The sequence below is a fragment of the Caulobacter sp. LARHSG274 genome, from assembly GCF_052871235.1.
This window is the reverse complement of sequence record NZ_JBIXJO010000008.1, coordinates 141765-167611: the sequence shown is the minus strand read 5'-3', so window position 1 is coordinate 167611 and position 25847 is coordinate 141765. Positions and strand designations below refer to the sequence as shown.

Annotated in this window: 30 protein-coding genes; 11 read left to right on the top strand and 19 right to left on the bottom strand. The window is 70.4% G+C overall.

Annotated elements, in window-relative coordinates; genetic code table 11:
- Positions 1-3: 3 nt before the first annotated feature.
- Positions 4-450, top strand: a complete 447-nt coding sequence (locus tag ACIPQB_RS15315) for an NUDIX domain-containing protein (protein ID WP_446486108.1) — start codon at positions 4-6, stop codon at positions 448-450.
- Positions 451-455: 5 nt separating this feature from the next.
- Here the strand turns inward: ACIPQB_RS15315 and ACIPQB_RS15310 are convergent, their stop codons facing one another.
- Positions 456-782 carry a hypothetical protein gene (locus tag ACIPQB_RS15310; protein ID WP_446486107.1) on the bottom strand — a complete coding sequence of 109 codons (327 nt, stop codon included), beginning with the start codon at positions 780-782 and terminating at the stop codon, positions 456-458.
- Between the two features lie 4 nt (positions 783-786).
- Positions 787-1113: a hypothetical protein gene (locus ACIPQB_RS15305; protein ID WP_446486106.1), complete on the bottom strand. Its 327-nt coding sequence runs from the start codon at positions 1111-1113 to the stop codon at positions 787-789.
- 113 nt (positions 1114-1226) lie between these two features.
- On the opposite strand from ACIPQB_RS15305, the gene ACIPQB_RS15300 reads away from it, so the two are divergent.
- Both ACIPQB_RS15300 and ACIPQB_RS15295 read left to right on the top strand, forming a co-directional pair.
- Positions 1227-1577: a GIY-YIG nuclease family protein gene (locus ACIPQB_RS15300; protein ID WP_446486105.1), complete on the top strand. Its 351-nt coding sequence runs from the start codon at positions 1227-1229 to the stop codon at positions 1575-1577.
- Positions 1574-2134, top strand: coding sequence for a DUF2239 family protein (locus ACIPQB_RS15295; protein WP_446486104.1), 561 nt, complete (start codon positions 1574-1576; stop codon positions 2132-2134). The genes ACIPQB_RS15300 and ACIPQB_RS15295 overlap by 4 nt, the downstream gene beginning before the upstream one ends.
- Position 2135: 1 nt before the next feature.
- Here ACIPQB_RS15295 and ACIPQB_RS15290 read toward each other — a convergent pair whose 3' ends face one another.
- From ACIPQB_RS15290 to ACIPQB_RS15275, 4 genes are read right to left on the bottom strand one after another with little or no spacing between them, the layout of a single operon-like run.
- Positions 2136-3167, bottom strand: a complete 1032-nt coding sequence (locus ACIPQB_RS15290; protein ID WP_446486103.1) for a ThuA domain-containing protein — start codon at positions 3165-3167, stop codon at positions 2136-2138.
- A 3-nt stretch (positions 3168-3170) separates the two neighbouring features.
- Positions 3171-3566 carry a VOC family protein gene (locus ACIPQB_RS15285; protein ID WP_446486102.1) on the bottom strand — a complete coding sequence of 132 codons (396 nt, stop codon included), beginning with the start codon at positions 3564-3566 and terminating at the stop codon, positions 3171-3173.
- Between the two features lie 27 nt (positions 3567-3593).
- Complete coding sequence (locus tag ACIPQB_RS15280; RefSeq protein ID WP_446486101.1) at positions 3594-4067, bottom strand: DUF6644 family protein; 474 nt, start codon at positions 4065-4067, stop codon at positions 3594-3596.
- Positions 4068-4424 carry a DUF6152 family protein gene (locus ACIPQB_RS15275; RefSeq protein ID WP_446486100.1) on the bottom strand — a complete coding sequence of 119 codons (357 nt, stop codon included), beginning with the start codon at positions 4422-4424 and terminating at the stop codon, positions 4068-4070.
- 129 nt (positions 4425-4553) lie between these two features.
- Here ACIPQB_RS15275 and ACIPQB_RS15270 point away from each other — a divergent pair, with 129 nt between their 5' ends.
- Positions 4554-5054: a hypothetical protein gene (locus ACIPQB_RS15270; RefSeq protein ID WP_446486099.1), complete on the top strand. Its 501-nt coding sequence runs from the start codon at positions 4554-4556 to the stop codon at positions 5052-5054.
- Between the two features lie 13 nt (positions 5055-5067).
- On the opposite strand, the gene ACIPQB_RS15265 is transcribed toward ACIPQB_RS15270, so the two are convergent.
- Complete coding sequence (locus ACIPQB_RS15265; protein ID WP_446486098.1) at positions 5068-6078, bottom strand: SDR family oxidoreductase; 1011 nt, start codon at positions 6076-6078, stop codon at positions 5068-5070.
- A 133-nt stretch (positions 6079-6211) separates the two neighbouring features.
- On the opposite strand from ACIPQB_RS15265, the gene ACIPQB_RS15260 reads away from it, so the two are divergent.
- Entirely contained in the window at positions 6212-7588 is a 1377-nt protein-coding gene (locus tag ACIPQB_RS15260) for an MATE family efflux transporter (protein WP_446486097.1), read from the top strand.
- A 33-nt stretch (positions 7589-7621) separates the two neighbouring features.
- Here ACIPQB_RS15260 and ACIPQB_RS15255 read toward each other — a convergent pair whose 3' ends face one another.
- The 3 genes from ACIPQB_RS15255 to mdoH form a co-directional block, all read right to left on the bottom strand.
- Positions 7622-8188, bottom strand: coding sequence for a hypothetical protein (locus ACIPQB_RS15255; protein WP_446486096.1), 567 nt, complete (start codon positions 8186-8188; stop codon positions 7622-7624).
- A gap of 351 nt (positions 8189-8539) precedes the next feature.
- A complete protein-coding gene (locus ACIPQB_RS15250) occupies positions 8540-9442 on the bottom strand; it encodes a cobalamin biosynthesis protein CbiG (RefSeq protein WP_446486095.1) in 903 nt (300 codons plus the stop codon).
- Positions 9443-9534: 92 nt separating this feature from the next.
- Positions 9535-11535: a glucans biosynthesis glucosyltransferase MdoH gene (gene mdoH, locus ACIPQB_RS15245; protein WP_446486094.1), complete on the bottom strand. Its 2001-nt coding sequence runs from the start codon at positions 11533-11535 to the stop codon at positions 9535-9537.
- Positions 11536-11837: 302 nt separating this feature from the next.
- Between mdoH and ACIPQB_RS15240 the strand changes: the two genes are divergently transcribed.
- Entirely contained in the window at positions 11838-12182 is a 345-nt protein-coding gene (locus ACIPQB_RS15240) for a copper-binding protein (protein ID WP_446486093.1), read from the top strand.
- Between the two features lie 115 nt (positions 12183-12297).
- A complete protein-coding gene (aspS, locus tag ACIPQB_RS15235) occupies positions 12298-14103 on the top strand; it encodes an aspartate--tRNA ligase (protein ID WP_446486092.1) in 1806 nt (601 codons plus the stop codon).
- 68 nt (positions 14104-14171) lie between these two features.
- On the opposite strand, the gene ACIPQB_RS15230 is transcribed toward aspS, so the two are convergent.
- The 3 genes from ACIPQB_RS15230 to ACIPQB_RS15220 all read right to left on the bottom strand — a co-directional run bounded on the left by ACIPQB_RS15230 (position 14172) and on the right by ACIPQB_RS15220 (position 18564).
- Positions 14172-15116, bottom strand: coding sequence for a pentapeptide repeat-containing protein (locus ACIPQB_RS15230; protein ID WP_446486091.1), 945 nt, complete (start codon positions 15114-15116; stop codon positions 14172-14174).
- A gap of 99 nt (positions 15117-15215) precedes the next feature.
- Positions 15216-15719 carry a pentapeptide repeat-containing protein gene (locus ACIPQB_RS15225; RefSeq protein ID WP_446486090.1) on the bottom strand — a complete coding sequence of 168 codons (504 nt, stop codon included), beginning with the start codon at positions 15717-15719 and terminating at the stop codon, positions 15216-15218.
- 70 nt (positions 15720-15789) lie between these two features.
- On the bottom strand, positions 15790-18564 hold the full coding sequence (locus ACIPQB_RS15220) for a TSCPD domain-containing protein (protein WP_446486089.1): 2775 nt from the start codon (positions 18562-18564) through the stop codon (positions 15790-15792).
- Positions 18565-18782: 218 nt separating this feature from the next.
- Between ACIPQB_RS15220 and ACIPQB_RS15215 the strand changes: the two genes are divergently transcribed.
- Together ACIPQB_RS15215 and ACIPQB_RS15210 are read left to right on the top strand one after the other, a co-directional pair.
- The gene (locus tag ACIPQB_RS15215; protein ID WP_446486133.1) at positions 18783-19178 is read left to right on the top strand and encodes an NADH:ubiquinone oxidoreductase subunit NDUFA12; all 396 of its coding nucleotides are present in this window, start codon (positions 18783-18785) and stop codon (positions 19176-19178) included.
- A gap of 1 nt (position 19179) precedes the next feature.
- Complete coding sequence (locus ACIPQB_RS15210; RefSeq protein ID WP_446486088.1) at positions 19180-19812, top strand: DUF2155 domain-containing protein; 633 nt, start codon at positions 19180-19182, stop codon at positions 19810-19812.
- Here the strand turns inward: ACIPQB_RS15210 and aat are convergent.
- From aat to ACIPQB_RS15190, 4 genes are all read right to left on the bottom strand, one after another.
- Positions 19749-20405 carry a leucyl/phenylalanyl-tRNA--protein transferase gene (gene aat, locus ACIPQB_RS15205; RefSeq protein ID WP_446486087.1) on the bottom strand — a complete coding sequence of 219 codons (657 nt, stop codon included), beginning with the start codon at positions 20403-20405 and terminating at the stop codon, positions 19749-19751. The genes ACIPQB_RS15210 and aat overlap by 64 nt on opposite strands.
- 179 nt (positions 20406-20584) lie before the next feature.
- Positions 20585-21928: an acetyl-CoA carboxylase biotin carboxylase subunit gene (gene accC / locus ACIPQB_RS15200; RefSeq protein WP_446486086.1), complete on the bottom strand. Its 1344-nt coding sequence runs from the start codon at positions 21926-21928 to the stop codon at positions 20585-20587.
- A 5-nt stretch (positions 21929-21933) separates the two neighbouring features.
- The gene (gene accB / locus ACIPQB_RS15195; protein ID WP_446486085.1) at positions 21934-22431 is read right to left on the bottom strand and encodes an acetyl-CoA carboxylase biotin carboxyl carrier protein; all 498 of its coding nucleotides are present in this window, start codon (positions 22429-22431) and stop codon (positions 21934-21936) included.
- A 40-nt stretch (positions 22432-22471) separates the two neighbouring features.
- On the bottom strand, positions 22472-22915 hold the full coding sequence (locus ACIPQB_RS15190) for a type II 3-dehydroquinate dehydratase (protein WP_446486084.1): 444 nt from the start codon (positions 22913-22915) through the stop codon (positions 22472-22474).
- A gap of 79 nt (positions 22916-22994) precedes the next feature.
- On the opposite strand from ACIPQB_RS15190, the gene thiS reads away from it, so the two are divergent.
- Positions 22995-23195, top strand: coding sequence for a sulfur carrier protein ThiS (gene thiS / locus ACIPQB_RS15185; RefSeq protein ID WP_446486083.1), 201 nt, complete (start codon positions 22995-22997; stop codon positions 23193-23195).
- A 46-nt stretch (positions 23196-23241) separates the two neighbouring features.
- A complete protein-coding gene (locus ACIPQB_RS15180) occupies positions 23242-24066 on the top strand; it encodes a thiazole synthase (protein WP_446486082.1) in 825 nt (274 codons plus the stop codon).
- A gap of 10 nt (positions 24067-24076) precedes the next feature.
- On the opposite strand, the gene ACIPQB_RS15175 is transcribed toward ACIPQB_RS15180, so the two are convergent.
- Positions 24077-25387, bottom strand: coding sequence for a PQQ-dependent sugar dehydrogenase (locus ACIPQB_RS15175; RefSeq protein WP_446486081.1), 1311 nt, complete (start codon positions 25385-25387; stop codon positions 24077-24079).
- Positions 25384-25839, bottom strand: a complete 456-nt coding sequence (locus ACIPQB_RS15170) for a DUF2231 domain-containing protein (RefSeq protein ID WP_446486080.1) — start codon at positions 25837-25839, stop codon at positions 25384-25386. The genes ACIPQB_RS15175 and ACIPQB_RS15170 overlap by 4 nt, the downstream gene beginning before the upstream one ends.
- Between the last annotated feature and the right edge of the window lie 8 nt (positions 25840-25847).

Here is a 25847-nt window from a genome sequence, read left to right as displayed (position 1 = left end):
CCGATGTTGGCGTTCGACGCGCCCGATGGCGACCTGACCTACACCCCCCGCTGGGCCGCCTTCGGCATCGCCGAGGGACCCGACGGGACCATCGCCCTGGCCCAGGTGCGCAAGCCCGGCAAGCCGCCCTATTTCGACCTGCCCGGCGGCGCGGTCGATGCGGGCGAGGACGAGACCGCCGCCCTGGTCCGCGAATTCGGCGAGGAGACCGGCCTGGTGGTCGAGGTCGGCCGCCGGGTGGTCGAGGTCAGCCAGCCGTTCCTGAAGTCCGACGGCCAGCCGGTGCGCAACTACGGTGGGATCTATGTCGTGACGGTCGCCGGCCGGCGGTCCGAGCTGAAGGTCGAGGACGACCATACGCTGGTTTGGCTGGACCCGCGCGACGCCGTCGTCGCGCTGCGCCATGACGCCCATGCTTGGGCGGTGGCGGCGTGGCTGCGGCGGGGCTAGCGGCTTCAGGCCGGTCGACGGGTTCCGAGAAGCTGCACGTCGGACAGAAACTGCATGTGCGAGCGGCCAGTCAGGTCTACCAAGCCGACCAACTCTCTCCCCAAGGCGGTTTCGGCTTGGACGACGATCGCGCGCACGGCCGCGCCCTCGTTTTCGTTCTGAAAGATCGCATACTGGGGAATGTCGATCTCAAGGGGTTTGGCGCCGGGAACGTTGCCTGCGAAGACGGCGCGCATCTGCTCGACGTCGGCCTCTGTCGCGAGGCGGCCCCGGACGAAGTCCGTCGCCGGGAGTTCAGGCCATGGCGGTTGAGGGGAGGGCGCGTAACTCAAGCCTTCAGCCCTTCACCCGCATCGCCTTGGCCTGGTCGGGCGCGACCTGGTCGAACAGCAGGGCCAGGTGCGAGTCCTTGGCGTGGTCGTTGTGCAGGTCCCAGGCCAGGGACACCGGCAGGCGCAGCCGCGCGCCGTCGGCCAGCCGGGCCACCAGCACCCGCCAGCTGAACCCGTCGCCGGGATCGCCGAGCGGGTCCTTGAACTCCAGCGGGGCCGGGTCGCGCAGCCGGAACTCGCGGCCCTCATGGGCGTCGAACCAGGCCTGGTCGGCCTGGGCGATCGGGTCGGCCGGCGGCGTGACCAGCTTGCCCTTCAGATTGCGGACCATGGCAGGCCTCCTGCTTTGCGGCGGGCTGTCTAGCAGCTTGCGGTGGGTGGGGCACCTCTCAAAATAGACCCGGGTAATATTGACTCCGCAAAATGCCCGGGTAAAAAGCGTCCATGAACAAGATCACCCACAACCGCCGCGCGCTGATGCGCGACTACAAGGACCGCAAGATCGAGGCCGGAATCTATGCGGTCCACTGCGAGCCGACCGGCCAGGTCTGGGTCGGCGGCACGCCGGACCTGTCCACCCGCCAGAGCGGCGTCTGGTTCGCGCTGCGGATGGGCGGCCATCCCAGCGCCAGCCTGCAGGCCGCCTGGACCCGGCACGGGGCGGGGGCCTTCGGCTTCGAGGCGCTGGAGGTGGTCGACGACGAGGGGCTGGAGGCGATCGGCCGGGCCGCCCTGCTGGTCGAGCGGCGCGAACACTGGCGAGCGGCCCTGGACGCCGAGGGGCTGCGGCGATGAGCGGCTATGCGGTGTTCGAGGGCGAGCGGCGGATCGCCCTGGGCGGCCGGCTGGAGGCGGCGGTCGCCGCCCAGGCCCGGCTGGCCGAGGCGCCTGATGCGATCCTGCTGATCTTCGACCCCGAGGGCCGTCAGGTCGACTTCGACCTGCGCGGCGGTCCCTGGGACATCGCCCGACGGCTGGGCGAGGTTCCAGAACAGGCTGCGCCGCGCGGCCGAGGCCGGCCGAAGCTGGGGGTCACGGCCCGCGAGGTGACCCTGCTGCCGCGTCACTGGGAATGGCTGGCCGCCCAGCCGGGTGGGGCGTCGGTGGCGCTGCGCAAGCTGGTCGAGGCGGCCCGCCGCCAGGCCGAGGGGCCCGATCGCCGCCGCGCCGCCCGCGAGGCCGCCTATCGCTTCGCCCACGCCCTGGCCGGCGACCGCCCGGGCTTCGAGGCCGCCAGCCGGGCGCTGTTCGCCGGCAACGCCGAGGGCTTCGCCGCGGCGATCGCCGAATGGCCGGCCGACATCGCCGACCACCTGCGAAGGCTGGCGGCCGAGGCGTTCGAGACCGGCTGACCTACTTCCCGCCCCGCGCTGCCACCTCGGCCAGCAGGGCCTTGTAGGCAGCGTCGAACGGGGCGCGGTCGTCGCCGGGCTTGGCGGGATAGAGGGCGCGCAGGCCGGCGATGCGGGCGGCCGTGGCCTCCTGCCAGGCCGGGTCCATCTTGGCGAGCCGGCCCAGGATCGCCCTGTCGTCGCGCCCGGCGACCGGTTCATAGTCGAGCAGGGCCTTGAACTGCCACATCGCCTGGCGGAACGGGTCGGGCGTCGCCGAGCCGGCCGTGCGGCCGGCCGTCCATTTCACCGCCTCAACCAACTGGTGGCGAAAGCGCAGGTCTTCCCAGGTCGAGGGCGTGTGGCCCAGGTTGCTGAAGAACAGCCGGCCCTTGCCGACCTGGCGGACCCAGGCGATCGGCACCGCGTAGGGCCGCTTCAGCGGCGTGCCGGCGAAATCCAGGGTCTGCAGCACCCGCACCCGGGCCGGGTCGAAATCCGCATGCTGGTAGATCTCCTCGGCATAGTCGAAGCCGACCGGCCACATCGACATCACTGGAAAGTCCGGATCCAGGGTCTCGACCCGGATCGGCGTGCCTTGCGTCCACGGATGGCCGGCGAATCGGCCGTTGATGAAGCGGGTATAGGGCTCGCCGGGGCCGTCATAGGGCCAGCCGGTGTCGGTGGCGCTGTGCAGGCCGATGAAACCCAGCTTGCCGGCCGCTACCCGCGCCTGCACCGCCGCCCAGGCCTCGGGCGAGATCGGCAGGGCGCCGGTGGTGTAGAACACCAGCACGTCGACCTTGGCCAGCCGCTCGGGGGTGATCTCGCGGGCGTCCTGGGTGACCTCGGCCTCGAAGACGCCGCTGGTCTTGCCGATGGCGATCACCGCCGTTTCCGACTGAGCCAGGCCGCCGCCGGTCGGCCGGGCCACCGGCGCGTGCTTCCAGCCGACCGACTGGTCCAGATAGAGCACCCGCAGCGGCCTGGCGGCGGCGGGCAGGGCGACCAGCGCCAGTAGGGCGGCGGCCAGCAGGGCGAGGATGCGGCGCATGGATCAGGCCTTGGTCTTGGGTTGCAGCAGGTCCCAGCGATTGCCGTAGAGATCCTCGAACACCGCCACGCTGCCATAGACCTCGTGGCGCGGCGCCTCCAGGAACCGCACGCCGGCCGCGGTCATCCGGGCGTGGTCGGCGGCGAAGTCGTCGGTGTGCAGGAACAGCCATACCCGGCCGCCGCCTTGCTCGCCGACTAGGGCCGCCTGGCGCGCGTCCGAGGCCTTGGCCAGCAGGAAGCGCGAGCCGCCGGGGCCGGGCGAGACCACCACCCAGCGCTTGCCGCCGCCCAGTTCGCTGTCCTCGACCAGCGCGAAGCCCAGCTTGCCGACATAGAAGGCCACGGCCTCGTCATAGTCTTTGACGAGCAGCGACAGGAGGGCGAGGTGCTGGGCCATGGGGACTCACTGAAACCGGCCCGGACTCTAGCTGTAGGCGATCCAGCGGCCTAGGCCCGCTATGGCCAACCACAGGGTGAGCGACCCCGCCGCCATCAGCCGGCCGGCCAGGGGCGGATTCCGATCCCAGCCGCCGATCCGGCCGCGCCACAGCCCGCGGAAGGCGACGGCGTTGACCAGGGCCAGGGCGATCAGGGCCGCCTTCCAGCGAAAGACGGGCGAGGCCAGCAGGGCCGTGGCGTCGGCGGCGAACATCACCGCGCCGGCCAGGCCGAGCAGGACCAGGCCGGCGATCGACAGCGGCGTCAGCGCCCGCGAAAGGGCTCCGATCGGCAGGCTCCTGAACAGCCCGGCCAGCCGCAGGTCGAGCAGGCCGATCCCGCCGACCAGCAGCACCAGTCCCAGCAGATGGACGAGGCTGGCGACAGGGTAGGCCAGGCCCGAGCCGCGCGCCCACGCGCCCAGGGGCGAGGCCTCCAGGGCGGCGGCCAGGGCCTCCACCTAGCGCAGCTCGACCGTCTTGCCGTCGACGGTGATCCGCTCGATGCGCATCTCGGCCACGCCGTCCTTGCGCGGATAGCCCTCCAAAGTCACCGGCTTGCCGCCGGCGATCATCGCCTGGGTCAGGCCGCGGGCCTCCATGCGGGCGACCGGGGCCAGGACCACGGTCCAGGTCTTGCCGGCATAGTCGAGCTTGGCCTCGCCGTGCGGGTTGCGCCAGGCGATGTCGCTCAGCGGCGCGGTGACCTTGACGGTCTTGGTGGCGTCGTAGCTGCTCCAGCCATGGTGGGCCAGGGCGGCGCCGGGAAGGAGAACGACCGCCGCGGCCGCCGCGATCAAGCTCTTGGGGGACATCATCAGGGCTCCTCTGCATCGCCCACGCCCGACGGGCGGAACTTACGGGAACGGCCGGACGGTTCAACGGTTTCGGCTTGCGGGGCCGAGATGATACCGGTGTCTTTCCGGTCGGGGCCCGGAGATGCCGTCATGCCGATCCCTCTGATGCTGACCCCCGCCCTGGTCCTGGCCGCCGCCGCGGCCCTCGGCGCCGGGCCCGAGACCAAGGTGACCCCGGTCGCCGCCGCCGACCTGCCGCCCGCCGTGACCGCCGCCGTCAAGGCCGCCGCGCCGGGCCTGGTGATCAAGGCGGCCGAACTGAAGGAGCGCGAGACCCGTCGCTATTTCGACGTCGAGGGCGTGCTGCCGGACGGGGCCGAGATCGAGTTCGACCTGCTGGAGAAGAACGGCGGCTGGGAGATCGTCGAGACCCAGCGCGACATCGCCTGGGTCTCGGCCCCGCAGCCCGTCCGCGACGCCGCCGTCAAGGTCGCGCCCAAGGTCGCGCCGGTCCGGGTGATCGAGAGCACCCAGAACGACGGCCAGGTGATCTACGAACTGTTCGCCGCCGGCCAGCCCAAGACCCCGGCGCTCGAGGTCAGCTGGAAGAACGGCAAGGCCAAGGTGCTGACCCAGGCCTGGCCGCACTGAGCGTCGGGCCGCGTCACCCGCCGCTATAGCCGCCGATGATCGGCAGCACCTCGCCGGTGATGTAGCTGGCGGTCTGGGGCGAGGCCAGGAACACATAGGCCGGGGCGATCTCCTCGGGCTGGGCCGGGCGCTTCATCGGGGTCTGGCCGCCGAACTGGGCCACCTGCGGCGCCAGCTTGTCGGCCGGGTTCAGCGGCGTCCAGACCGGGCCAGGGGCCACGGCGTTCACTCTTATGCCCTTGTCGACCAGGTGGGTGGCCAGCGAGCGGGTGAAGGCGTGGATGCCGCCCTTGGTCAGGGAATAGTCCAGCAGGTCTTTATTGCCGAGCATGCCGGTCACCGAGCCGGTGTTGATGATCGCCCCGCCCGGCGGGATCACCTTCACCGCCGCCTGGGCCATGTGGAAATAGCCGTAGAGATTGGTCTTCAGCGTGCGGTCGAAGTGCTCGGGCGTCAGGTCCTCGAAGGCCGTGACGTGCTCCTGGAAGGCGGCGTTGTTGACCAGGATGTCCAGCTTGCCCAGCTCCTTGACCGTCCGCTCGACGGCGGCGCGGGCATAGGCGGGATCGGCGACGTCGCCGGGCAGCAGGATGGCGCGGCGGCCCTCCTGTTCGACCGCCATGCGGGTCAGGTTGGCGTCCTTCTCCTCGTCCAGATAGCCGATGGCCACGTCGGCGCCTTCGCGGGCGAACAGCACGGCTACGGCCCGGCCGATGCCGCTGTCGGCGCCGGTGATCAGCGCCACCTTGCCCTCCAGCTTGCCCGAGCCCTTGTAGAACGGGGCGTCGTACATCGGCGCCGGCTCGAGGGCCGCTTCGAGCCCGGGCTTGGCTTGGTGCTGTTCGGGGAAAGGCGGGGCCGGGTAGGGACGAGCGCCGGCCTGCATGGCCGGGCTGAGCTTGCCCTCGCCCTTGGCCTTGAACGAGCGCTCCTCCTTGGCGTCCAGCGGGGCCTGGATGTCGCGCTCGGCCTGGGCGGCGCGGCCGGCGGCGGGTTCGAATTCCGGGGTTTCGATGTCGGACACGGCGGTCTCCTTCGCGGACCTGCGGATGGAGACGGCGAAACCGGTCAGGCGCGGAGATGTTCCAAGCCAAACCGGGGGTTGCCGAAGCCGCGGCCATCGGTCACTTTCCCGGCCTTCTTTGAAAGGCCCTGTCATGCCGCGCGACGCGGCCGCGCCGACTCCCCGCTCGGGGGGACCGGACGGCGTCATTGTCTCCGATCTGATCGAACTGCTCCGCCTGGCGGGGCCGGTGGTGCTGTCGCGCCTGGGCATCATGGTCATGGGCCTGACCGACGCCATCGTCGTCGGCCACTATTCGGCCCGGCAGCTGGGCTTCCACGCCATGGCCTGGGCCCCGACCTCGGTGTTCGTCACCATGACAGTCGGCCTGCTGGTCGGGGTGCAGGTGATGGCCTCGCGGGCCACCGGGGCGGGCAAGCCCCACGAGACCGGCGCGGTGCTGCGGCGCGGCCTGGTCTACGCCCTGTGGCTGGGCGTCGGCGGCGCGGCGTTGCTGGCCGTCGCCGGGCCGCCGCTGATGCACCACGCCGGCCTGGACAGGGCCCTGGCCGACGGGGCCACGGCGCCGCTGATCGTCTTTTCCCTGTCCCTGCCGCTGTTCGCTCTGAGCGTGACGCTGAGCTTCTGGCTTGAGGGCCTGGGGCGGCCGGGCCGGGTGACCGTGGCCATGTGGATCGCCAACCTGATCAACCTGGCGGTCAACCTGCTGCTGGTGCCGGGGACGTTCGGCCTGCCGGCCCTGGGCGCGGTGGGCGCGGCCTGGTCGACCTTCGTGGCGCGGGCGGCCTTTGCGGCGATGCTGGCGGTGGTCATCGTGCGCCTGAAGGACGCCAAGGCCATGGGCGTGCTCGACAGGCCGGCCCCCGACCTGGCCGCCGCGCGCGAGCAGCGCCGGATCGGCTACGGGGCGGGCGGCTCCAACCTGTTCGAGTCGGGGGCGTTCGCCGGCATGAGCCTGGTGGCCGGTTGGCTGGGCGGCTATTCGGTGGCCGCCTGGGCGGTGGTGCTCAACGTCGTGGCGGTGATCTTCATGGTGCCGCTGGGCCTGTCGACCGCCACGGCGGTGCAGGTCGGCCGGGCCTACGGCGCGCGCGACTCCCGGGGCATGAGCCGGGCCGGCTGGGTCGCCTTCGGGGTGACCGCGGCGTTCTCGCTGCTGGTCTCGGTGCTGCTCTATCCCCTGCGTCACCTAGTGGCGGGGGCCTACACCACCGATCCGACCGCCTTGACCCTGATCGCGCCGGCCCTGGCGCTGAGCTGCCTGTTCCTGATCCCCGACGCCGTCCAGGTGGTCTGCGCCCAGGCGTTGCGGGCCCGCGGCGAGGTGTGGATCCCCACCACCACCCACATGATCAGCTACGCCCTGATCATGGGCCCCCTGGCCTGGTGGCTGGCCCTGCCGATGAAGCTCGGCGTCAACGGCATCGTCTGGTCGGTGATCGTCACCAGCTTCGTGGCGGCGGCGTTCCTGCTGGGCCGCTACCGGATGCTGGATGTGCAGGGGCGGTGAGCGCTTCCCGAAGGGCAGCAACGCAATAGCGGCCTAGAGCAGTCCATTGTCCAGATCAGAGATCAACGATCTGATCTGAGTGCGACCGAAATCTATAGCTTCTCCGGACCTAGCCCACGATCTTCCGGACTCGTCGTAGTTAAGAAGCTCGTCGCGCAACGCGCGAACGATCCGACGCGCGCCGGCAAGCGCGTAGACGATGGCCGGTGCCGTGAGGTCTCGGGTAAGATAATATTCCAACACGTCGAGCGTGTTCGATGCCCATCGAAGAGAGTCGGCAGGATCGAACCTTGCCCCGTCGGTTGCAGCCTCAAACTCTCGGTGGGCGTTTGCAAAAAGGTCTGCGACGTCAGCAATCGCTTTTCTTCCTGCTTGGTAGCGAATGAGAGTCGCGGCTTCTCGGTCAATACGCAGCCTTCTTGCGGCACGTTGATCGACGTGGATGGCGATCGCTGCCGAAGAACCAATGGCGATGACGCTGAAGAAGCCCTGAGCCCAGGCCGCGCCTGTGCCGGAGTTTAACCACGACATGAAATCCGGCCAGTGGTCGCGGTTAAGCACCAGAGTAACCGCCAAGGGGAAGACGAACACGTAGGCCATGGCAATCGCCATCCCACGGTCAAACCTGGTCACGCGATATTCTCCTTCATGTCTGAAGACGAGCTTAGCTATGGGTAAGCTCGCAGTCAGCCTCAACTTCGACTCGGCGGTCGAGTGGCGTTTCCGCGAGGCCTTTGCTACGCCCGCCACGCGTCGAAGGTAGCTGCTGAGCTGATCGGGCTGACATCGCCACCTTTGGCGATATGGTCTGATCGGAGCCGTTTCCAAAGACGGCTCCATGCCGCCGCAAAGGGAGGCGGATGAGGGGGTGATGGACGGATCCATCGCGAGCGACGGACAGGACGGCGCGACCCTCATCCGTCGCCCCGGGAACACCTCCAGGGGGAAGGATCAGATTCCAGCCCCGAGGATCCAGCCCTCTTCAGTCTCCGCGTCGACCACCAGGTCGGCCGGGGCGTCCTTGGACGGCCCGAACAGCGCCGCCAGCTTGCCGGCCTCGTCGAGCTTGGCGAAGTGCTCGGCCAGGACTCGCACCTGGGCGGCGTCCTTGACCTCGCCGGCGGCCGGCGTGGCCTTGACCAGCGAGGGATAGACCTCGGCGATCACCACCTGCACGCCTTCGAGGTCGGCCTCGGTCAGGGCCTTGAAGCCGGTCTCGAACGGCCAGACCCGGGCGGCGTCGCCGCGGGCGTCCTTCAGCCGGCGGGCGGCCGGAATGCCGACGATCGCCTGGCCGCCGACCGAGCCGTTATAATAGAGCTTCCAGATCGAGGCCGCGCCTTTCGCAGCCAGATCCGTATGGCGGAACTCCGGCAGGTCGCCGGGGCCGTGCTCGCGGGTCTTCTTGGGCTGCAGGGTGGTCAGGGCGTCCTTGGGCGGGCAGCCCCAGAAGGGGAACGGCCCGCCGGTCAGCCGCCGGTTCAGCTCCGAGCCGACGCCGAAGCGGTTGTTGGTGTTGTCGGCCTTGTCCTTGACCATCTTGGCCAGCTGGTCCCAGACCGCGCGCCAGGGGTGTTCGCCTTTCAGGGCCAGGGCCGCGGCGACGCCGCGCGGCAGGCCCAGGGGAAAGTCGAAGCCGACCAGGGCCCGCTCGCCGCGCTTCTTCAGGTCGTCGAGGATCGCCGCCAGCTTGGTCTCGGCCTCCGAGCGCGTCGGCGGGTTGAAGCTCTCGAAGGTCAGGCGGAAGCGCACGTCGCGCTTCATCACCCCGATCCAGACGGAATCCGCCCCCGTGGTCGGCTTGGCCGCCGCGCTCCAGTCGACGATCACATAGGCGCTGAAGAGGCGCGACACGGCGGACGCTCCGTTAGGAAGGGACGAAGCGCGCTTCTACTCCGGTCGGGCGCCAGCGGCCATATCCTAAACGACCGTGAGGCGCGGAAGACTCAGGCGGCGCTTTGTTCGGCCGTTTGCTCGGCGATCATCGCCGCCTGACGCTGGCCGCTGAACCAGCGGACCGGCGGCTCGCAGGCCGGGCCCAGGGCGGCGCGGACGATGGCCGGCGGGCGGCGCTCCTCCGGGGTCATGAACAGGCCGTTGGCCTTCAGCTTCAGGCCGGCGGCCTTATGGGCCCCCAGCATGGTCAGGGGCACGGCCAGGATCAGGCCGGCCAGGATCGGCGCGGTGGCCGTCAGCAGGTCGGGGGTGAACCAGAACGTCACCGCCAGGGCGAGGCCCGCGGCGCTGATCCAGCCCATGGCGGCCGAGGCTTCCTTGACGGTGACCTTGTCGGCGTCGCGGCGCTGGGTGGCCCAACCGCCGACCTTGCCGGCCAGAATCTCGACCAAGGCCCGGGTCTGGGTGAACATCAGCATCGGGGCGACCAGGGCCGAGAGCAACATCTCCACGCCCAATCCGGCCAGAATCCGGCGGCGGCCGCCGAAGCCCTTGATCTCGTGCCTGCGCGAGAACACCAGGATCGAGCCGAGAATCTTGGGGCCGAACAGCAGGATGAAGGTGATGATCATCGCCCAGGCCGTGGCCTGGATCTCGCGCCAGTCGATCAGGGCGTGGGCGGCGGCCTGCAGGTCGGCCATGGTGAAGGCGGCCTTCTTCAGCTCGGGCATCAGCATGCGCGAGACGATCCCCGACGACAGGGCCACGAACCACAGCGGCGAGAGCACGTAGCTGAGCACGCCGATCGCCAGGTGCAGCCGGCTCATCCAGTGCAGGCCGGGCAGGCCGATCAGCGGCACGTGCTGGACGTTGCCCCGGCACCAGCGGCGGTCGCGGGTGGCGAAGTCCAGCAGGTTGGAGGGGCTCTCCTCGTAGGAGCCGCCCAGATAGGGAGCCAGGTGCACGGCCCAGCCGCCGCGGCGCAGCAGGGCGCTCTCCAGGGCGTCGTGGCTCATCACCTCGCCGCCGAACGGCTTGGGGCCGTTCAGCGAAGGCAGGCCGCAGGTCTCGGCGAAGGCGCGGGTGCGGACGATGGCGTTGTGGCCCCAGAAGCTGCTCTCGCTGCCCGACCACCAGGCCAGGCCCGTCCACGCAACTCTACCGTAAAGGCGGGTGGCGAACTGCAGGGTGCGGGCGAAGATCGTCTGGCCGTTGATGATCATCGGCATGGTCTGGATCAGGCCCACGCGCGGATGGCGCTCCATGGCGTCGGCCAGGCGGACCATGGCCTCGCCGGTCATCAGGCTGTCGGCGTCGAGCACCAGCATGTGCTCGTAGTCGCCGCCCCAGCGGGCCACCCAGTCGGCGATGTTGCCGGCCTTGCGGCCGGTGTTGTGGCTGCGCTTGCGATAGAAGACGTGGCTATTGGCCTCGCGGCGGAAGCGGGCGAAGCAGGCCTGCTCGGCCAGGGCCACGGCGGGGTCGCGGGTGTCGCTGAGGATGAAGATGTCGAAGGCGCGGCTGGCGCCGGTCTCGGCCAACGAGGCGTCCATGGCCCGCAGGCGAGCGAACACCTCGGCGGCGTCCTCGTTGTGGACCGGCATCAGGATCGCCGTGCGGGCCTTGGGCCGCGGCATCGGCAGGGCCTCGTCGATGCCCAGCGGGTCCCTGGGCTTGCCCAGCAGCACCACGAAGCCGACCACAGCTGTGCAGAACCACAGGGCCAGGGCCAGGAACAGCGGGGCCAGCAGGGTGATGCACACCGCTTCCAGCCGGGTGACGCCGCCCAGGGCGATGGTGTCGTAGGTCGCCTTCCAGCCGGCGAAGGCCATGACCGCAGTGGCCACGAACACGATCCAGCGGCGCAGGGTCAGGGCGGTGTCGCCGGTCCTGACCGAGCGGGCGCCGCCCTGCCAGAAGGCCAGGGGCTGGACCGGCATGGCCAGGGGGGCCTCGGCCGGGATCTCGACCCGGTCCCGGGGAGAGATCACCGTGTCAAAGGCGACGCTCCGCGAGGAGGTCAGGTCGAAGAAGGCGCCGCGTTCGCTCATCTGGTCCATCGTCTCGGGCTGTCCGCGCTTCGGGCTGTCCGAGGCGGCCGGGTTTCCCCGCAGGCGTCGATCGGCGTAAAACCGGCTCCACGGGACGCATCGGATCCGCTAGGATCGGCGCGTTCTGCTGCAGGTTTCACGGTCGTCGACAACCGGCGCGGAGAGCCGCCGGTGTCATTAGAGTAAAACTTCGATCACAAAATCGCTACCACAATCGCCGCCCATTTCGCACACGCGAGAAAAAACCTTGTAGAAGGGACGGGTTCGGCGCGACCGCTTCGAGCGAAAAGAACGGCAAGTCCATGAAAATACAACTCATTTCCGTGATTTTTCTAGCTTCAGCGCTCGTCGCCTGCGGTCCTGGCCCGGCCGGCAAGGCGCCCGCATCCGCGCCAGCAGCGGCTCCGGCGACGCTTCCCGCGGGTCCGGAATATGATTCGACCGGGGTGATCGCCGCGATCGACGGCCAGACTCTCACGCTCGATCACGACGGCGCGAGCAGCGCCAAACTCGTCCCGGGACGGACGGTGTTCCACGCCTCCGCCGACGTCCTGGCCGAAGCGCCGCTGACCTCCGGCGCCCGGGTGGCGTTCAAGTTCCGCGACCTCGGCGGCGAGCACGAACTCACGGCCCTGACGGCGCGGTAGGGAAGGGCGTCCGTAAGGGCCGCGGCGCCCCAGAATCCTTGACATCGCCGCCCCCCCATGCGCCTTTCCGCGCCTTGCAAATCACCGCGTTTCCCCGGCTTTTGAAGACTCTTTCATGACGACGATGCACGCCTACCGCACCCACACCTGCGGCGCCCTGCGCGCCTCCGACACCGGCGCTGCGGTGCGGCTGTCGGGCTGGATCCACCGCAAGCGCGACCATGGCGGCCTGGTCTTCGTCGACCTGCGCGACCATTACGGCCTGACCCAGCTGGTCCTGCACCCCGAGACCCCCGGCTTCGCGATCGTCGAGCGGCTGCGGGCCGAGAGCGTGATCCGGATCGACGGCGAAGTGGTGGCCCGCGACGCCGGCGCCGTGAACCCCAACCTGCCGACCGGCGAGATCGAGATCCGCGTCGCCGCCGTCGAGGTGCTCAGCGAGGCCGCCGAGCTGCCCCTGCCGGTGTTCGGCGAGCCGGACTATCCCGAGGAGATCCGCCTCAAGCACCGCTATCTCGACCTGCGCCGCGAGACCCTGCACAAGAACATCGTCCTGCGCAGCAAGGTCATCCAGTCGATCCGCAGCCGGATGTTCGCGCAAGGGTTCAACGAATTCCAGACCCCGATCCTGACGGCCTCGTCGCCGGAGGGCGCGCGCGACTTCCTGGTGCCCTCGCGCCTGCATCCGGGCAAGTTCTACGCGCTGCCCCAGGCCCCGCAGCAGTTCAAGCAGCTGCTGATGGTCTCGGGCTTCGACCGCTACTTCCAGATCGCCCCCTGCTTCCGCGACGAGGACCTGCGCGCCGACCGCAGCCTGGAATTCTACCAGCTCGACGTCGAGATGAGCTTCGTCACCCAGGAGGACGTGTTCGCGGCCATCGAGCCGGTGATGCACGGGGTGTTCGAGGAGTTCGCCAACGGCAAGCGGGTCAGCGCCTATCCGTTCCAGCGCATTCCCTACAAGGAAGCGATGCAGAAGTACGGCTCCGACAAGCCCGACCTTCGCAACCCGATCGAGATGCAGGACGTCTCGGAACACTTCCGCGACGGCGGCTTCGGCCTGTTCGCCAAGATTCTCGCCGCTGACGCCAAGAACGCCATCTGGGCCATCCCGGCCCCGACCGGCGGCAACCGCGCCTTCTGCGACCGCATGAACAGCTGGGCGCAGGGCGAGGGCCAGCCGGGCCTGGGCTACATCTTCTGGCGCGCCGCCGACGAGCACGGCAATGAAGAGGGCGCGGCCGGTCCGATCGCCAAGAACATCGGCGAGGAGAAGGCCTCGGCCATCGCCGCCCAGCTGGGCCTGAAGACCGGCGACGCCGCCTTCTTCGTGGCCGGCGACCCCGCCGTGTTCGCCAAGTTCGCCGGCCTAGCCCGCACCCGGGTCGGGACCGAACTGAAGCTGGTCGACGAGGACCAGTTCCGCTTCTGCTGGATCGTCGACTTCCCGATGTTCGAGTGGAACGAGGACGAAAAGCGCGTCGACTTCTCGCACAATCCGTTCTCGATGCCGCAGGGCGAGCTGGCGGCGCTGGAGACCCAGGACCCGCTGTCGATCCTGGCCTACCAGTACGACATCGTCTGCAACGGCTACGAGCTGTGCTCGGGCGCGATCCGGAACCACAAGCCGGAAATCATGCTCAAGGCCTTCGAGATCGCCGGCTACGGGCCCGAGGTCGTCGAGGACCAGTTCGGCGGCATGCTCAACGCCTTCCGCTTCGGCGCTCCGCCGCACGGCGGCCTGGCCCCGGGAATCGACCGCATCGTCATGCTGCTGGCCGAGCAGGTCGCCATCCGCGAGGTCATCGCCTTCCCGCTGAACCAGCAGGGCCAGGACCTCTTGATGAACGCCCCGGCCGAGGCCCAGGAGCGGCAGTACAAAGAGCTGCACATCCGCTCGGCCCCGCCGATCAAGGTCTAGGACGGCCAGCAAAAAGCCCTCCGGTCCAGCGGGATCGGAGGGCTTTTTCATTCAGACCCGTCGGCCCGCTATTGCGGCGGCCGGGCCGGCTTGGGCGGGCTGGGCGGGCGCGGGGGCCTGGGCTGGGCGGCCAGGGCGGCGGCGGCCTCGATCTCGCCGCGGTGGGCTTCGACCTGGGCGCGGGCGGCCTCGGCCTGGGCGCGCCAGAAGTCGCCGCTGATGCGGATGCGACGGTCGCCCGAGCAGTTGCGGACGCTCAGGCCGCGCGGCGTACGGGTGGAGGCGTCGCCGCAGGCCTCGTCCAGCTGGTCCTGGTCCAGGCCGCGGACGTTGGACAGGTCGACCCCGGCGAGGCTGGCTCCCGACAGGTCGGCGCCCTGGAAATCAGCGCCGCCGAAGATCGCGCCGCGCAGGATCGCCCCGGTGAACTCCGCGTCGCGGAAATTGGCCCGCTCGAAATTGCCGCCGCTCATATTGCTGCCGTTCAGCTCCGCCGACTGGAAATTGGCGAAGCGAGCGTTGACGCCTTGGAGGTTGGCCCCGGTCAGCTCGCTGCTCGACAGGTTGGCCTTTTCGAGATTGGCGCCCGTCATGCCGGCGCCATGCAGTTCGGACGACGACAGGTCGACCCGGGCGAGGTCGGCGCCGGTGAAGTTGGCCCCACTGCTCTCCAGGCCCGACAGCTTGGCGTCGGTGAAGATGGCGTGGGCGAAGCCGGCCCCGCGCATCTCGGCCCCGCGCAGGTCGGCCCGCGACAGGTCGGCGCCGGTGAAGTTGGCGCCGAAGAAGCTGGCTCCGCGCAGGTCGGCGCCGATCAGATTGGCCTTGGCGTAGTTAGCGCCGGTGAAGCGGGCGCCGGTCAGCTTGCGGCCCGACAGTTCGCAGCTGACGCAGGCGCCGCCCAGCGAAATCATCCGCGCCACGTCCTTGTCCTCGGTCGCGGCCTGGGCCTGCTGGGCGAGCGCCGACAGGGCCAGGGTCAGGGCGGCGAAAGTGATCCCAAGGCGGGACATCGAAAACCTCCAGGCCGGTCGGGAATAAGCGACCGTGTAGGTTACGATTTGGGCCCGCGAGCCGGCCAACGCCACTTAAATCGCGGTAATGACGGAAGTTTAACGGCAGGCGGGCACGGAAAGACCGCGCGGCAGCTGGGTCGAGCCGTCGCCGCAGGCGTGGTTCAGCTGGGCCTGGGTCAGGCCCGTCGCCCGATCCATCTCGGCCCCCGACAAATTGACTCCCGCCAGGGTCGCGCCGCGGAAATTGGCCCCTTCCAGATAGGCCCCGACCAGGGTGGCGTTGGTCAGGTTGGCCCCGGCGAAGCTGGCCCCGCCGAACACCCCGCCATAGAAGTTGACGTCGCGCAGGTCGGCGCCGGCGAAGCTGGCGCGGTTCATCACCGCCAGGCTGAGGTCGGCCTGGCGCAGGCGGGCGCCGGCCAGGTTCCTGCCGCGCAGGGTCAGGCCCGACAGGTCGGCCTGGAACAGGTTGCAGCGCGGGCAGTTGGCGCCGGCCCGGACGCTGGCGATCTGGCCGGCGTTCTGGGCGACGGCCGGCACGGCCAGGGCCAGCAGGACGGTCGCCAGGGAGGCGGCGAGAAGCGGGAAGGGCGGTTTCATTCTGGCACGCGTCTTTCGGCTGAAATCTCGGTCGACCATGCCACCGCAAGTTTAAGGCCAGGCAAACGGTTCAGCTGGCCGCATCCCCTCGTCCGGAGTCGGCCGCCGCCGCCGGGGTCTGGGTCCCGCAGCTGTCGCAAACCACCAGCGAGCCCATGCGGCTGAGGGCCAGGTCGCCGCAGGCCGGGCAGACCTCGCCGCCCGGACGGCCGGCGGCGTCGGGCGCGCGGGCCTCGTCGCGGCGGCCGCCGAACGGCAGGAACACCAGGTTGTCGGGGGCCGCGCCGCGCGAGAAGCCCTTGGAGATGAACTTGCTGGCCGGCAGGGGCTCGGGCTCGGCCCCGCCGTCGTCGACGCCCTCGCCGCGGCCCAGGCCGTCGGCGTTGAATTCGCCCGGATCGGCGTTGGCCAGGTCGTCGCGGCCCAGATAGGACACGCCCAGCTCGCGGAAGATGTAGTCGAGGATCGAGGTCGCCGAGCGGATCGAGTCGTTGCCGGTCACCGGCCCGGCCGGCTCGAACTTGGTGAACACATAGGCGTCGACGAACTCGTCCAGCGGCACGCCGTATTGCAGGCCGATCGAGATGGCGATGGCGAAATTGTTCATCAGGCTGCGGAAGGCGGCGCCTTCCTTGTGCATGTCGATGAAGATCTCGCCGACCTCGCCGTCCTCGTATTCGCCGGTGTGCAGATAGACCTTGTGGCCGCCCACCGCCGCCTTCTGGATATAGCCCTTGCGGCGGTCGGGCAGCTTGCGGCGGGACCGGCCGCCGCGCTCGACGACCCGTTCCACCACGCGCTCGACGATCCGTTCCTGGACTGGGGCGGGCCGGGGTTCGACGGCGGCCGGGCGGGGGGCTTCGGCCTCGGCCTCGGGCAGGGCCAGGGCGAAGCCGGGCGGCGGCGCGGTGCGGTTCAGGCGTAGGGCGCGGACCCCGGCCCGGGCCGCGGCGGCCTGCAGCCGGGCGGCGTCGGCGGGGCGGGCGTCGAACGGCAGGTCCAGCACCGCCGGGGCGGCTAGGCAGGTGAAGGTCTCGACCGCGGCGATCATCGCCAGGCGGTCGGCCAGGACCGGGGCCTCGATGGCGGCGAACAGGGCGCGGACGTCGGCGTCCAGGGCCTCGCAGTCCGCCAGCCGCCGCGCGCCCAGGGCGTGGCGCTCGGCCGCCTCGATCTCGACCGGCGAGAAACCGGCGAAGGCCAGGGTGTCGAAGTTCGGGTCGGCCAGGGCCTCGGTGGGGACGCCCAGCACGTCGCTGAGGAAGCCGGCGCCGATCACCGCCGGGGCGAAGGCGGCGCGCAGGCCGTCGGCCTGGCGCAGGGCGTCCTCGGCCTGCTCGATCTCGTGGGCGGTGAAGCCGCGGGCCTGCAGGACCATGTGGTCGACGGCCGGCGCCTCGGCCAGCGAGCCGTGGCCCATGGCGTGGCGGCGGGCGGCGTCGACATCGGCCTCGACCCGCGACAGCAAGGCGTGGGCGGCGGCGCTGAAGGTGGGGATGACCAGGCCGTCGGCGGTCTGGGCGGCGGCGACGGGCGCTGCGGCGGCGGCCGGGCCCAGGGCCTTGCCGCCCAGGCGCAGGGCGGCCTCGGGGTCGGCGAAGGCGGCGACCAGCCGGGCCGAGCGCAGGCCGTGCTTGCGGGCCAGGCCGTGGGCGACGGCCAGGGCGGCGGCGGCCTCGGCGGCCAGGGGCGAGCGCAGGGCCGCGGCGCGCACCCGGCGCTCGGCCAGGCCGCGCAGCAGGACCTGGCGCTCCTGGGCGAAGACCGGATCCACGCCGAGCACGGCGGCGGCCTCGGCGCTGGCCGACAGGGCCGCCCCGACCGCCAGGGCCCAAAGGGCGGCGGCGGCGTCACGGCCGGCGTCGCCGGCGGCCGACAGGCCCTGGGCCAGCAACCAGTCGCCGACTCCGGCCAGGCCCAGCTCGGCCGGGCGCTCGCCGCGCTCGATCTCCAGCGCCGTGGTCCACAGGCCGACCATCTGGTTGAAGCCGGCGGAGTCGAAGGCGTCGTCGTGCTGGAAGGCGGTGACGTCGATGGCGGCGCGGACCGCCGCGCCGCGGGCCAGGGCCTCGGCGTCCTCCGGCGACAGGGCCAGGGTCAGGGCGCTGGTCTCCCAGCCGACCTGGGCGGCGAAGCTGGCGGCCTCGTCGACGGCGGCGACGCCTTGGCGCGCGGCCGAGGCGACGAGCGGGGCGGGGCCGCGGGCCTCGGGATCGATCAGGGCCGTGCGTGACGCGCCGGCCAGGGCGATCGCGTCGAGGATCATGCGGTCGTCGGCGCCCAGGTCGCGGGCCTTGCGGGCGGCGCGGCCCAGGGCGCTGTTCTTGCGCGGATCGGAACAGGCCTTGGCGTCGCCATGGCAGCGCTGGACCGCGTCGCCGACCTGGGCCAGGGCCGCGTCCAGGCGGGCGGCGGCCTTGGCGGCCAGCCTGGCCGAGCGTTCGACGGCCAAGCGGCCTTGCGCCTCGCGGCGGAACTCGATCTCGCCGATGTCGGGCAGGCGCAGCGGGGCGGGGCGGGCGCCGGCCGGGGCGGCGATCCCGGACAGCATGGAGGCCAGCAGGGCGTCGGCGAACGCCGCGGCGTCAGCGGCGTCGCCAAACAGCCCGTCGTCCAGCCCGGCCCGGGCCAGGCGCTCGGCGTAGCGGGCGGGGCCGCCACCCAGCGGCGCGTCGGCGTCGAACCCGCCGTCGGTCGGCGCTTCAGGCGCCCAGTCCAGCCAGGCCTCGACCCGGGCGTCGGTCCAGTCGGCGGGGGCCAGGACCTCGACGACCGAATCGCTGCGCTCCAGCACGCGCGGCGCGATCTTGGGGGCGGGACCGGGATGTCGGGACTGAATGCGCATGGGCGATTCCGCGTCTGGGCGCCAAGAATGCGTCACCTTAGAGCGCGGCTGGCGGCCCTTCAATAGATGTGGGGTGTGAACGCCCTCTGATCCACAAGATGTTGAAGTTCGCGCCGCTGCGCCGATGCTGGACGCTGGCGGGGCGGCGACCTATAGTCCGGCCGCCCCGCAACGCCTTCCGCGCTGCGGGGAGCTTTGCGAGATTGGGTGCTGACGCGGTGCTGAAAGCGATCTTCACGTGGTGGAACGGCGCGACCCTGGGTCAGCGCTTCCACATCAGCCGTCGTGGCGTGTTCGTGGGCCAGGACGACTACGGCAACCGCTATTACGAGGCGCGTGACGCCAGTGACAGCTATGACGCGCACAAGCGCCGCTGGGTGATCTATGACGGCTACGCCGAGGCCTCGAAGGTGCCGGCCGAATGGAGCGGCTGGCTGCACTACACCTTCGACGAGCCGCCGACCACGGTGCCGCTGAAGCGCCGCGCCTGGGAAAAGGACCACATCCCGAACTTGACCGGCACCATCCACGCCTGGCGCCCGAAGGGTTCGCTGACCCGCGGCGGCCAACGTGCGATCGCCACCAGCGATTACAAGCCCTGGTCGCCGGAATAGGATGACGACCGCGCGGGCCCTGACCGGCGTCGCCCTGCTGGCCGTGGCGGCGTCGCTGGCCGGCGGCGGGGCCTGGGCGCTGCAGAACGCCCCGCAACAGCCGCCGCCCGCCCAGCTTCCGCCCGCCGCCCCGGCGGCGCCGTCCGCGCCCGTCGCGCCCTCGACCGCCACGCCGGCGCCGGTCCCGGTCCAGATCGCGCCGGCTCCGACCCCGGCGCCGCAGTCCGAGACGCCCAAGCCCGCCGACGCGCCCCCGGCCAAGCCCGAGGAGCCGGCCAAGCGCGCCCGCGCCTCGGTGGCGATCATCCAGGCGCTCGACAAGGTGACCACCGAGACCATGCGGTTCGAGGCCCCGGTCGGCCAGCCGATCCGCTATAAGACCCTGGTGTTCACCGTCCGCGCCTGCGAGACCACCACCCCGGACGAGGACGCTCCCGACCAGGTGGCCTATGTCACGGTCGACACCCAGCCCAAGGCCCTGCCGGGCCGCGTCGCCCCGCCCGGGCGGCAGATCTACAAGGGCTGGATGTACGCCAATTCACCGGGCCTGAACCCGTTGGAGCACCCGGTCTATGACGCCTGGCTGATCGCCTGCAAGACCTCGGCCCCCGAGGCGCCGGCCGCCAGCCGATAGAAGTCGGCCTGGGCGGTCCAGGCCCGTCCCAGGCGGCGGCGATAGTCGGCCCGGGGGATCTCGATCGTCCCGAACTGCTCCAGGTGCTCGGTGATGAACTGGGTGTCGAGCAATCGGTAGTCGCCGGCGACGAGGCGGCCGACCAGGTGGATCAGCGCCACCTTGCTGGCGTCGCGGCGGGTGGAGAACATGCTCTCGCCGAAGAAGGCCGCGCCGAACGCCACCCCGTAGAGGCCGCCGACCAGTTCCTCGCCGGCCCAGCACTCGACGCTGTGGGCCAGGCCGCGGGCGAACAGCTGGCCGTAGAGCCGCTGGATCGGCCTGTTGATCCAGGTCTCCGGACGCCCCGGCCGCGCCGCCGCGCAGGCCTCGACCACGGCGTCGAAGGCGCTGTCGATGCGCACCTCGAACGGCTCGGCCCGCACCGTGCGGGCCAGGCGGCGCGGGACGTGCACGCCGTCCAGCGGCAGCACGCCCCGGCGTTCCGGGTCGATCAGGAAGATGCTGTCGTCATGGCGGGCGTCGGCCATGGGAAAGACGCCGCGTTCGTAGCAGGCGATGAGATCATCGACCGTGAAGGCGTCGTCATCCATGTCGCGCGTCAGCTCATTTCACCTTGTCGCCAACACCCTACCGTCTTCCCGGCGAAGGCCGGGACCCAGGTCCAGCCGTGGTTTCGGACGATTGTCCTGAAACACCAAGCCCTACGATCTGGGCCCCGGCCTTCGCCGGGGAAACGGGTGAGGGGTAATCGGCGAAACGAGATTCGGCCTCAGCCCTGCGCCTTGATCCAGCGCTCCAGCCAGTGAATGTCGTAATCGCCGGCCAGGATGTCGGGTTGCACCAGCAGGTCCTGGAACAGCGGGATCGTCGTCTCGATGCCGCCGACCACCATCTCGCCGAGGCAGCGCCGCAGGCGGGCGATGCATTCGGCGCGGTCGCGGCCATGGACGATCAGCTTGCCGATCAGGCTGTCGTAATAGGGCGGGATCGCGTAGCCGGTGTAGATCGCCGAATCCAGCCGCACCCCCAGGCCGCCAGGGGCGTGGAAGTCGGTGATGGTGCCCGGCGAGGGCGTGAAGGTGCGGGCGTTCTCGGCGTTGATTCGGCACTCGATGGCGTGGCCCTCGAACACCACCTCGTCCTGGGTGAAGGACAGCGGCAGGCCGGCGGCGATGCGGATCTGCTCGCGCACCAGGTCGATGCCGGTGATGGCCTCGGTGACCGGGTGCTCGACCTGCAGGCGGGTGTTCATCTCGATGAAGAAGAACTCGCCGTTCTCCCACAAGAACTCGATGGTGCCGACGCCGAGATAGCCGATGGCCTTGACCGCATCGACGACGATCTTGCCGATCTTGGCGCGGTCGGCCGCGCCCAGGGCGGGCGAGGGGGCCTCTTCCAGCACCTTCTGGTGGCGGCGCTGCAGCGAGCAGTCCCGCTCGCCCAGATGCACGACATTGCCGTGGCTGTCGGCGATCACCTGCAGTTCGATGTGGCGCGGCTTCTGGAGATAGCGCTCCATATAGACGGTGTCGTCGCCGAACGCCGCGCGGGCTTCGGAGCGGGCGGTGGAGACGGCTTCGGCCAGGTCCTCGCGGGTCTGGGCGACCTTCATGCCGCGACCGCCGCCGCCGGAGGCGGCCTTGATCAGCACCGGGAAGCCGATCTGCTCGGCGGCCGCGAAGGCCTCTTCCTCGGTCGAGACGCCGCCGTCCGAGCCGGGGACCACCGGAATGCCGGCGTCCTTGACCGCCTGCTTGGCGGTGATCTTGTCGCCCATCATCCGGATGTGTTCCGGCTTGGGCCCGATGAAGGTGTAGCCGTGGGCCCCGACGATCTCGGCGAAGCGGGCGTTTTCCGACAGGAAGCCGTAGCCGGGATGGATCGCCTGGGCGCCGGTGATCTCGGCGGCGGCGATGATCGAGGGGATGTTCAGATAGGACTTGGCGGCCGAGGCCGGGCCGATGCAGACGCTTTCGTCGGCCAGCCGCACCCACATGGAATTGGCGTCGGCCTCGGAATGGACCGCCACGGTGGCGATGCCCATTTCCTTGCAGGCGCGGTGAACCCGAAGCGCGATCTCGCCTCGGTTGGCGATGAGGATCTTGTCGAACATGCCGATTACTCGACGATGACGAGCGGCTCGCCGAACTCGACGGGCTGGGCGTCTGCCACCAGGATCTCGACGACCTTGCCGGCCTTGGGGGCCGAGATAGGGTTCATGGTCTTCATGGCTTCGACGATCAGCAGGGTCTGGCCGGCGGTGACGTTGTCGCCCACCTTGATGAAGGCGTCGGCGCCGGGCTGGGGCGACAGATAGACGGTGCCGACCATCGGCGACTTGACCGCCTCGCCGGCGCGGGCGGGCGCTGCGGCCTCGGCGGCCGGGGCGGCGGCGGGAGCCGGGGCGGGCGCATAGGCCGGGGCGGCCGGGGCCTGAACGTATTGGGTGGCGGCGGCCACCGTCAGCTCGCGGGCGACGCGGATCTTCAGGCCCGCGTGCTCGACCTCGATCTCCGACAGGCCGGTGTCCTTCAGGATGTCGGCCAGCTTGCGGACCAGGCGGGCGTCGATCGACGGAGTCTCGACCGGATCGGCGGGGGCCTTGGGAGTGGACATGGAAGCTTACCTTGCTGTCTTCTGGAGCCGGGGTCGCCGGCTAGTTGGCGCCGACCAGGCCGGCTGCGGCCTCGATCGCCAGTTCATAGCTCGCCGCGCCGAAGCCGGAGACGATCCCGGTCGCCGCGAGCGATACATAGGTGTGGCGGCGGAAGTCTTCCCGCGCCGCCGGGTTGGACAGGTGACACTCGATGACCGGGATGTTCAAGGCCTTCAGGGCGTCGAGCAGGGCGATCGAGGTGTGGCCGTATCCGGCGGGATTGATCACCAGGGCGCAGGCCTCCAGCCGGGCTTCGTGCACCCAGTCGATCAGCTCGCCCTCGTGATTGCTCTGCCTGAAGACGATAGAAAGGCCCCGAGCGGCCGCCCGCGCCTCGCAGCGCGTACGGACATCGTCGAGCGTGTCCTTGCCATAGATCTCGGGCTCACGCGTTCCCAACAGGTTGAGGTTGGGTCCGCTCAGCACATGGATCGGTTTTACCATTCGGCTCCGCCGTCGATTCCGGGAGGTCTTGTATAGCCGGTTCCCCCGCGTCACAAGCAGGGCTCGCTTCGGAGGTGAGATGAGGCTTTTATTGAACGGCGAGGAACGGGTGTTCGACGGGGTCGGCACCCTGGCCGACCTGGTCGCGTCCCTGGGCCTGGACGCCCGCAAGGTGGCGGTCGAGCGCAATCTCGAGATCGCCCCGCGCTCGACCTATGCCGACACGGCCCTGGCCGACGGCGACCGCATCGAGATCGTGACCTTCATCGGCGGCGGATAGCGCCTGGGCGTTTGAAACCGCGCCGGCGCAGGCGTAAACCCAGCCCATGAACGCGCACGTCCCCCCCGAATCCGCCGCTCCCGTGTCCGCCGACCTTGCGTCCGACGACAGCTGGACCGTCGCCGGCCGCACTTTCACCTCGCGGCTGATCGTCGGCACCGGCAAGTACAAGGACTACGCCACCAACGCCGCAGCGGCCCGCGCGGCCGGGGCGCAGATCGTCACCGTGGCGGTGCGGCGGGTGAACCTGACCGACCCGACCCAGCCGCTGCTGGTCGACTACGTCAAGCCGACCGAATTCACCTACCTGCCCAACACCGCCGGCTGCTTCACCGGCGAGGACGCCGTGCGCACCCTGCGCCTGGCTCGCGAGGCCGGCGGCTGGGACCTGGTCAAGCTGGAGGTGCTGTCCGACCCCAAGACCCTCTATCCGGACATGGAAGAGACCCTGCGCTCGCTGAAGCTGCTGGTCGCCGAGGGCTTCCAGGTGATGGTCTACTGCTCGGACGACCCGGTCTACGCCCGCAAGCTGGAAGAGGCCGGGGCGGTGGCGATCATGCCGCTGGGAGCGCCGATCGGCTCGGGCCTGGGCATCCAGAACCGGGTCAATCTGCGGATCATCGTCGAGAACGCCAAGGTGCCGGTGCTGGTCGACGCCGGGGTCGGCACCGCCTCGGACGCGGCGATCGGCATGGAGCTGGGCTGCGACGCCATCCTGATGAACACCGCCATCGCCGAGGCCAAGGACCCGATCCGCATGGCCCGGGCCATGAAGCACGCGGTGATCGCCGGCCGCGAGGCCTATCTGGCCGGCCGCATGCAGAAGCGGCTCTACGCCGATCCCAGCTCGCCGCTGGCGGGGCTGATCTGACAGCCGACGGTCAGCCGCCCGCGCCCGTCACCCGCCAGACCACGCCGCCGGCGTCGTCGGCGATCAGCAGCGCCCCGCGGCCGTCGACCGCCAGGCCGACCGGGCGGCCGCGCACGGCCTTGCCGTCCGGGGCCAGGAAATCGGTGACCACGTCCCTGGCCATGCCCGAGGGGCGGCCGTTGGCGAACGGGACATAGACGACCCGATAGCCGTTCAATTCGCCGCGGTTCCAGCTGCCGTGCTCGCCGACGAAGGCCCCGCCGCGATAGGCGGCCGGCAGGCTGGTCCCGGTGTAGAACACCAGGCCCAGCGGCGCGACGTGCGAGGACAGGGCGTAGTCGGGCCTGATCGCCGTCTTGACCAGGTCCGGCCGCTGGGGGTGGACGCGCGGATCGAGGTGCTGGCCGAAATAGCTGTAGGGCCAGCCATAGAAGCCGCCGTCCTTCACCGAGGTCAGATAGTCGGGCACGAGGTCGGGGCCGAGTTCGTCGCGCTCGTTGACGACGGTCCACAGCGCCTGGGTCGTCGGCTCGAACTGCAGGCCGTTGGGGTTGCGCAGGCCGGTGGCGAACAGGCGCTGGGCGCCGGTGGCCCGGTCGATTTCCCAGATCGCGGCGCGACCGACCTCGGCCTGCAGGCCGTTTTCGGTGATGTTGCTGTTGGAGCCGACGCCGGCATAGAGCTTGGTCCCGTCCGGGCTGGCGGTCAGGCTCTTGGTCCAGTGGTGGTTGATCGGCCCGCCCGGCAGGTCGCAGAGCTTGACTCCGGGCGCGGTGATCCGGGTCTGGCCGGGCTGATAGGGGAAGCGCAGCACCGCGTCGGTGTTGGCGACATAGAGGTCGCCGCCGACCAGGGTCACGCCGAACGGCGAGTTCAGGTGGTCGATGAACACCGTCCGGAGTTCGGGGACGCCGTCGCCGTCGGCGTCGCGCAGCAGCACGATGCGGTTTCCGGCCTTGGTCGAGGAGTGGGCCTGCTTCTCGATCAGGTCCATGATGAACTCTTTCGGGCGGGCCGGAGGCGGCGACTTGGGACCGTCGGATTCCACCACCAGCACGTCGCCGTTCGGCAGCACGTAGAGCGAGCGCGGATTCTTCAGGTCGCGGGCGAGCGCCTTGATCGTCAGGCCCGGCGCCGCGGTGGGCGCAGCCTCGCCCCAGGGCGTGATCTTCGGCACCCGCATGGGCGGCAGAAGGTACTGGTGAATTGGCGGCAGGAAGGGATCGGCCCCGATCTGGCGATGCGGATCGATCGGCTTGGGACCGCAGGCGGCCAGGCTCAAAATGACCGCGCCGCAGAGGCTGAGGTGTGGCGCCTTCATGGGTCGCCCTCTGAACGGACGCCGACCCGGTGGCGATGGACCATCGTCCAGCCGTTCCAGCCGGTGACCAGCAGGATCAGCACCACCAGGGCCGACAGGACCAGGCCGGTGGGGACCACCGACGTATAGGCGTCGCGGCTGTGCACGAAGGCGTTGAAGATCGACAGGACCAGCGCCAGGGCGTTGCCGATCGCGTGGATCCAGGCCGATCTCAGCGCGCGGATGCGCCGCTCGCCCAGGAAGTCGATGATCCCGGCCAGCACGGCGAAGACCGCGACCACCAGGCCGGCCGTCAGCAGCCAGGCCGACATGTTGGCCCACTGCATGTTGGCCGTCTTCCAGTAGGCGATGTCGGTGAACAGCGTGCCCGCGAAGCAGGTCACGGGGATCGGCACGAGCATCACATGGAAGGGATGGCCGAACAGGCTGGCGGTGGAGCGGGGATTGGCCATGATCGCCG